At 32.0% G+C, this 569-nt stretch carries 1 pseudogene; it reads right to left on the bottom strand.

The features are described from left to right. Positions 1–23: 23 nt before the first annotated feature. Positions 24–569: pseudogene (locus tag Q0954_RS34310) on the bottom strand (hypothetical protein); the annotation flags it as partial.

Here is a 569-nt window from a genome sequence, read left to right as displayed (position 1 = left end):
CAACATGTTCGCCATCCTCCATTTTAAAATCTGTGAATGGCTCCAATAGACAATGTATCTTTAAAATCTATTGGATTAAAAATAGTATTTTGGTCTTTTTGGAGGGTATTAAAAATAGAAAAAGCATATTTATACCCTCTAAAATAGGCTTTTAGGTCTTGTATGCTCACTTCATCAACTTCCCACTTTTGTTTGGCTTGTTTTTGTAAAATAAGAGAGATATTTCCCATAAAAAAGGCAAGTCCAACGGCATTGGTAAGTGGTCTTTCTTTAGTGTTTTTGAAGTCTGATAAGCCAAAGTATTGTTTGGCATTTCTAAAGTTAAACTCTATTTGGAAACGTAAACTATAATATTTTTTCAATGTTTTGGCATCTATCCCCAGACAGGTGGAGAATAATACAACTCTACTAACTTTATCAGATTTAATAACTGTTTTAGTAATCACTACCACATTAATCTTATAAGGTATGTGTTTAGTCCAAACTTCTTTAAACTGGTATATATTTTCTTTTACCCCACCTTCACAAGTGCTGCTGACTAAGTTTTGCGAAGGCAAATTGTCATAATT

The organism is uncultured Microscilla sp., from assembly GCF_947493425.1.
In the GTDB taxonomy this organism is placed as follows: domain Bacteria; phylum Bacteroidota; class Bacteroidia; order Cytophagales; family Microscillaceae; genus Microscilla.
The sequence above is the reverse complement of the archived record's forward strand: the minus strand, read 5'-3'. Positions and strand labels throughout refer to the sequence as shown.